The organism is Brevundimonas sp. (assembly GCF_013823285.1).
In the GTDB taxonomy this organism is placed as follows: Bacteria; Pseudomonadota; Alphaproteobacteria; order Caulobacterales; family Caulobacteraceae; genus Brevundimonas.
In genome coordinates, this window is the sequence record NZ_PNLV01000144.1 from 1 (window position 1) to 5,003 (window position 5,003).

Annotated in this window: 8 protein-coding genes; 1 reads left to right on the plus strand and 7 read right to left on the minus strand. The window is 68.0% G+C overall.

Features of this window, described 5'->3' with window-relative positions; all coding sequences use genetic code 11:
* Positions 1 to 423 (plus strand): hypothetical protein (locus C0461_RS13420; protein WP_292107706.1); only part of this gene is annotated, 423 nt, incomplete at its 5' end.
* Between the two features lie 53 nt (positions 424 to 476).
* Here the strand turns inward: C0461_RS13420 and C0461_RS13425 are convergent.
* From C0461_RS13425 to C0461_RS13455, 7 genes are all read right to left on the minus strand, one after another.
* Positions 477 to 863 (minus strand): iron-sulfur cluster assembly accessory protein, encoded by a 387-nt coding sequence (locus C0461_RS13425; RefSeq protein WP_292107707.1) that lies wholly within the window; start codon positions 861 to 863, stop codon positions 477 to 479.
* Complete coding sequence (locus tag C0461_RS13430) at positions 863 to 1,252, minus strand: SUF system Fe-S cluster assembly protein (RefSeq protein WP_292107712.1); 390 nt, start codon at positions 1,250 to 1,252, stop codon at positions 863 to 865. The genes C0461_RS13425 and C0461_RS13430 overlap by 1 nt, the downstream gene beginning before the upstream one ends.
* A gap of 5 nt (positions 1,253 to 1,257) precedes the next feature.
* Positions 1,258 to 2,475, minus strand: coding sequence for a SufS family cysteine desulfurase (locus C0461_RS13435; protein ID WP_292107714.1), 1,218 nt, complete (start codon positions 2,473 to 2,475; stop codon positions 1,258 to 1,260).
* 137 nt (positions 2,476 to 2,612) lie between these two features.
* On the minus strand, positions 2,613 to 3,632 hold the full coding sequence (sufD, locus tag C0461_RS13440; protein ID WP_292107708.1) for a Fe-S cluster assembly protein SufD: 1,020 nt from the start codon (positions 3,630 to 3,632) through the stop codon (positions 2,613 to 2,615).
* Positions 3,629 to 4,378, minus strand: coding sequence for a Fe-S cluster assembly ATPase SufC (sufC, locus tag C0461_RS13445; protein WP_292107709.1), 750 nt, complete (start codon positions 4,376 to 4,378; stop codon positions 3,629 to 3,631). Before sufC ends, sufD begins: the two co-directional genes overlap by 4 nt.
* A gap of 14 nt (positions 4,379 to 4,392) precedes the next feature.
* Entirely contained in the window at positions 4,393 to 4,680 is a 288-nt protein-coding gene (locus C0461_RS13450) for a hypothetical protein (RefSeq protein WP_292107710.1), read from the minus strand.
* Positions 4,677 to 5,003, minus strand: a 327-nt coding sequence (locus C0461_RS13455) for a SufD family Fe-S cluster assembly protein (protein WP_292107711.1), incomplete at its 5' end; no start/stop codon positions are given. The genes C0461_RS13455 and C0461_RS13450, both read right to left, overlap by 4 nt.

Sequence of the window (5,003 nt, forward strand, 5' to 3'; positions counted from 1 at the left end):
CGGGCGGTTGTGGCCACATCTTTCAGAGGATTCAGGAGAATCATCATGCGCCTCACCATGAGCGTCACCCTATCCGCCCTGCTCGCCGCCGCTTCGCTCGCGGCCTGCTCGGAACCCAATGAGCCCATGAACGAGGCCGTGAATGAGGACCTCAACACGGACACCGCCGCCACCGCCCAGACCGAAGGGGCCAACTCCTTCACCGAAGGCCAGGCGCGCGGCCACATTGAGAACGCCGGCTACACGAACGTCTCCGCGCTGACCCTTACTCCGGAAGGCCTGTGGCAGGGCACCGCCACCCGCGACGGCCAGACGCAGAACGTATCTGTGGATTATCGTGGGGCCGTCTCCACGAGCCCTGATGGCGCGTCCGCACCGATGGCGACCGGCGGCAACGCCATGAACACGCCCGACCAGAACTGACCTGAGGCCGCGGTCGTGTCTCTGCACACGGCCGCGGTTTCCGCCCGGGGTCTCTAGCCCTTGGCGGGAACGATCGTCACGCTCTCGCCGCATCCGCAGGCGTCGGTCTCGTTGGGATTGCGGAACACGAATTTCGACGCCAGTTTCGAGGTCTCATAGTCGATCTCGGTCCCGATCAGGAACAGCACCGCCTTGGGATCGATCAGGATGGTGACGCCCTTGTCCTCAACCACCTCGTCCAGCGGTTCGACCGTCTCCGCATAGGCGAAGGTATATTCCTGTCCCGCGCAGCCGCCGTTCTTCACCCCCACGCGCAGGCCCACATAGGACTGCTCCGCCCTGGCCATGATCGCCTTGACGCGCGCGGCTGCGGCGTCCGTCAGGGTGACGGCCTTGGGGCGCGGACGGCGCGGGCGGGCGGTGGTCTGAAGCTCGGTCATCAGAACATGTTCAGTTGCAGCTTGGCCTCGTCGCTCATGCGCGAGGGATCCCACGGCGGGTCGAACACCAGATTGGCGCGGGCCGACTTGATGCCCGGAACGGTCCGCACCGCATCCTCGACCCAGCCCGGCATCTCGCCGGCCACCGGGCAACCCGGCGCGGTCAGGGTCATCTCCACCACCACATCGCGGTCGTCGGACACGTCCACCTTGTAGATCAGGCCCAGCTCATAGATGTCGACCGGGATCTCCGGGTCGAACACGGTCTTGAGCGCCGTGACCAGCTCGTCGGTCAGGCGGTCCAGTTCGGCCTGGTCCAGGGCCCCGGTCTTCGGCGCGTCCCAGGCTTCGGCGAAGGTGGCGTTCTCGGTGATGGGCTTGTCGTCCATGGTCATCAGATAAAGAACTCGCGCGCCTTGATCAGCGCATCCACGAAGGCGTCGGCGTCCTCCGTCGTATTATATAGGGCGAACGAGGCGCGGGCGCTCGACGTCACCCCCATTCGTTTTGCCAAAGGCTCGGCGCAGTGCAGGCCCGCCCGCACCGCCACGCCGTAGCGATCCATGATCTGGGCGATGTCATGGGCGTGGGCGCCGTCGACGGTGAAGGTCAGGATGGCCCCCTTCCCCGCCGCCTCGCCCAGCACCCGCAGCCCGTCGATCCCGTCCAGCCGCGCCCGCGCATGGGCGTACAGCGCCTGTTCGTGGGCGATGATCCCGGCCTTGTCGAAGCCCATCAGCCAGTCCAGCGCCGCGCCCAGGCCGATGGCCTCCAGGATCGGCGGCGTCCCCGCCTCGAACCGGTGCGGCGGCTTCGCATAGGTGACGCGATCCTGCTCCACCGTCTCGATCATCTCGCCGCCGCCCTGCCACGGCGGCAAGCTCTCCAGCGCCTCGGTCGTTCCGTACAGCGCTCCGATGCCCGTGGGCCCGTACAGCTTGTGGCCCGTCAGCACGTACCAGTCGCAGCCGATGGCCTGCACGTCCGGCGCGCAGTGCACCGCCCCCTGGCACCCGTCGATCAGCACGCGCGCCCCGGCCTTGTGCGCCAGCCGCGTGATCTCGGTGATCGGATTGATGGTGCCCAGCACATTGGACATGTGCGTCACGGCGACGATCTTCGTCCGCGCGGTCAGCAGCGCCTCGAACGCCGCCATGTCCAGCGACCCGTCATCCAGCACCGGCGCCCATTTCAGCACCGCCCCATGCCGCTCGCGCAGCATGTGCCAGGGCACGATGTTGGAGTGATGCTCCATCTGGCTGACGATGATCTCGTCGCCCGGCTGAAGGCCCTGTCCCACGCCCGCCGCCACCAGATTGATCGCCTCGGTCCCGCCCTTGGTGAAGACGATATTGGTCTCGGCCTCGGCGTTCAGGAACCGCGCCACGGTGGCCCGCGCGCCCTCGAAGGCCGCGGTGGTCTCATTGGCCAGGGTGTGCAGGCCGCGGTGCACATTGGCGTAGGTGCCCGACATGGCGCCGCTGATGGCGTCGATCACGGCCTGCGGCTTCTGCGCCGAGGCGGCGGAATCCAGATAGACCAGCGGCCGCCCGTTCACCGTCCGCGACAGGATCGGGAACTGCGCCCGCGCGGCGAGGGCGTCAAAGGACAGCAATCCTCCCCCATCGGGGGAGGTGGCGCGGCGCGTTTGCGTCGTGACGGAGGGGGCCTGCCGCGCCGCCGGTGTCAGGGTCTGGCCCCCTCCACCATGCTGCGCATGGTCCCCCTCCCCCGATGGGGGAGGAAGGTTCACAGCCGCGCCTCCAGCCATTCCCGCACCCTTTCCCGCGCGCCTTCGTGATCGATGCGGTCCACCACCTCGATCAGGAACGCCTGCACCAGCAGCGCCCGCGCCTCGTCCGCCGAAAGGCCACGCTGCTGCATGTAGAACAGGGCGCTCTCGTCCAGCGCCCCCACCGTATTGCCGTGCGCGCACTGCACGTCGTCGGCGTAGATCTCCAGCTCCGGCTTGGCGTCCACCTCGCCCCGTTCCGACAGGATCAGCGCGTGATGCCCCATGCGCGCATCGGTGCCGTCGGCCCCGCGCTGGACGATGATCTTGCCCTGGAACACGCCCCGCGCCTGATCCCGCACCACGCCCTTGGTCAGCTGCGAGGTGACCCCGTTCAGCCCCGAATGGCTGACCACGCTGGTCATGTCCGCATGGCGCGCGCCGGTCAGCAGATAGACCCCGTCCATGCGTACGTCCGTCCCTTGCCCGCCATGGGTCAGATGCGTTTCCTGCCGCTGCAGTTTCGCCCCGGTCAGCAGGGTGGTCTGGCGGAACGTCCCGCCCGGCGCCACGGCCACCTTCGCCTCGGCCACCGAGATGGCGTCCTCCGGCTCCTCGACCAGCACCACCCGCGTCACCTCGGCGCCCGCCGGAACGTCGATGTCCAGCCGGTTGTGCGCCACATAGCCGGCGCCCGATCCCTCATGGCTTTCCAGCAGCAGCAGCCGGGCGCCCGGCTTCACCGCGATGCGCGCGGCGGCGCTGTGGCCGGTGTTCGTCGCCTCCGATACGAAGCGCAGGCGCAGGGTCTGCGCGCCCGAGGCCACGAAGGCGTCCGCCCCCACGGCCCGCCCGTTGGCGAACGCCATCTCCTCGCCGCCCAGCATCGCGAACGGCCCGCCCGGCGCGACGGCTGCCTCCGGCGATGGCTCAGGCGCCTCACGCAGAACCCGGCGCAGGTCGCTGTATTTCCATGCCTCTACCCGCCGCGAGGGGAAGGTGGCCGGATCGTTGAGGTTCAGGACCGCCGCGCTCACGCCGCCGCCGGAAGGAACTTGTCGTAGCCTTCCGCCTCCAGTTCGTGGGCCAGCTCGGGCCCGCCCGAGGCGACGATGCGCCCGGCCACGAGCACGTGCACCTGATCCGGTTTGATGTAGTCCAGCAGGCGCTGGTAGTGGGTGATCACCAGCATCGACCGCTCCGGCGAGCGCAGGGCGTTCACGCCGTCGGCGACGATGCGCAGGGCGTCGATGTCCAGACCCGAATCCGTCTCATCCAGGATCAGCAGACTGGGCTCAAGAAGCGCCATCTGCAGGATCTCCATCCGCTTCTTCTCGCCGCCGGAGAAGCCCACGTTCAGGGGCCGCTTCAGCATGTCGAAGTCCATCTTCAGGGCTTTCGACGCCTCGCGCACCTTCTTCAGGAAGTCCGGCGCCGAGATCTCGGCCTCGCCCCGGGCGCGCCGCTGGGCGTTCACCGCCGTGCGCACGAAGGTCAGGGCCGGCACGCCCGGAATCTCGATGGGATACTGGAACGACAGGAAGACCCCCTTCGCCGCCCGCTCGGCCGGGTCCAGCGCCAGCAGGTCCTCGCCCCGCCAGGTCGCGGACCCCTGCGCCGCCTCATAACCGGGCCGCCCGGCCAGGGCGTAGCCCAGGGTCGACTTGCCCGCGCCGTTCGGTCCCATGACCGCATGCACCTCCCCCGCCGGGACGTCGAGCGTCAGGCCCTTCAGGATGGGTTTGTCGTCGAGGGTGACGTGGAGGTTTTGGATGGTGAGCATTTGCAACGCTTAATCTAGAGGCACGCCGCCTTGACGGCGCACGCATAGGTCAGTCCGCCGAAGAACAGAGTGACGGGGTTTACGAACAGAAAGCCGAGGAGCATCCAGGCGGCTCGCCCTCCAAATCGCGAGAAGGCCCAGCCGATCATGGCCAACCAGGCCAGGAAGACCGCACCGCCGATCCAGAGCATCTCTTCGATCCAAGCGGCTGACACGATCACCGCAGTCGCCGCCGCCAGGACATAACTCCCCACAACGACTACCGCGAAAGTAGGCCGCCGAGGTTGAGAAAGATCACTCACCCCACGCTCCCTTCCAGCGAGATCGCCACCAGCTTCTGCGCCTCCACGGCGAACTCCATCGGCAGTTCCTGCAGCACGTCGCGGACGAAGCCGTTGACCAGCAGGGCCACCGCCTCTTCCTCGCTCAAGCCGCGCTGTTGCGCATAGAACAGCTGATCGTCCGACAGGCGCGTGGTGGTGGCCTCATGCTCCAGCTGGGCCGAGCCGTTCCTGGCCTCGATATAGGGCACCGTGTGGCTGCCGCAGTCCTTGCCGATGAGCAAGGAATCGCACTGGGTAAAGTTGCGCACGCCCGTCGCCTTGGGATGCACCGACACCAGCCC

Coding starts and splice junctions, on each gene's coding strand:
- C0461_RS13430 (WP_292107712.1), bottom strand. CDS start 1,252: ATGGACGACAAGCCCATCACCGAGAACGCCACCTTCGCCGAAGCCTGG.
- sufC (WP_292107709.1), bottom strand. CDS start 4,378: ATGCTCACCATCCAAAACCTCCACGTCACCCTCGACGACAAACCCATC.
- C0461_RS13425 (WP_292107707.1), bottom strand. CDS start 863: ATGACCGAGCTTCAGACCACCGCCCGCCCGCGCCGTCCGCGCCCCAAG.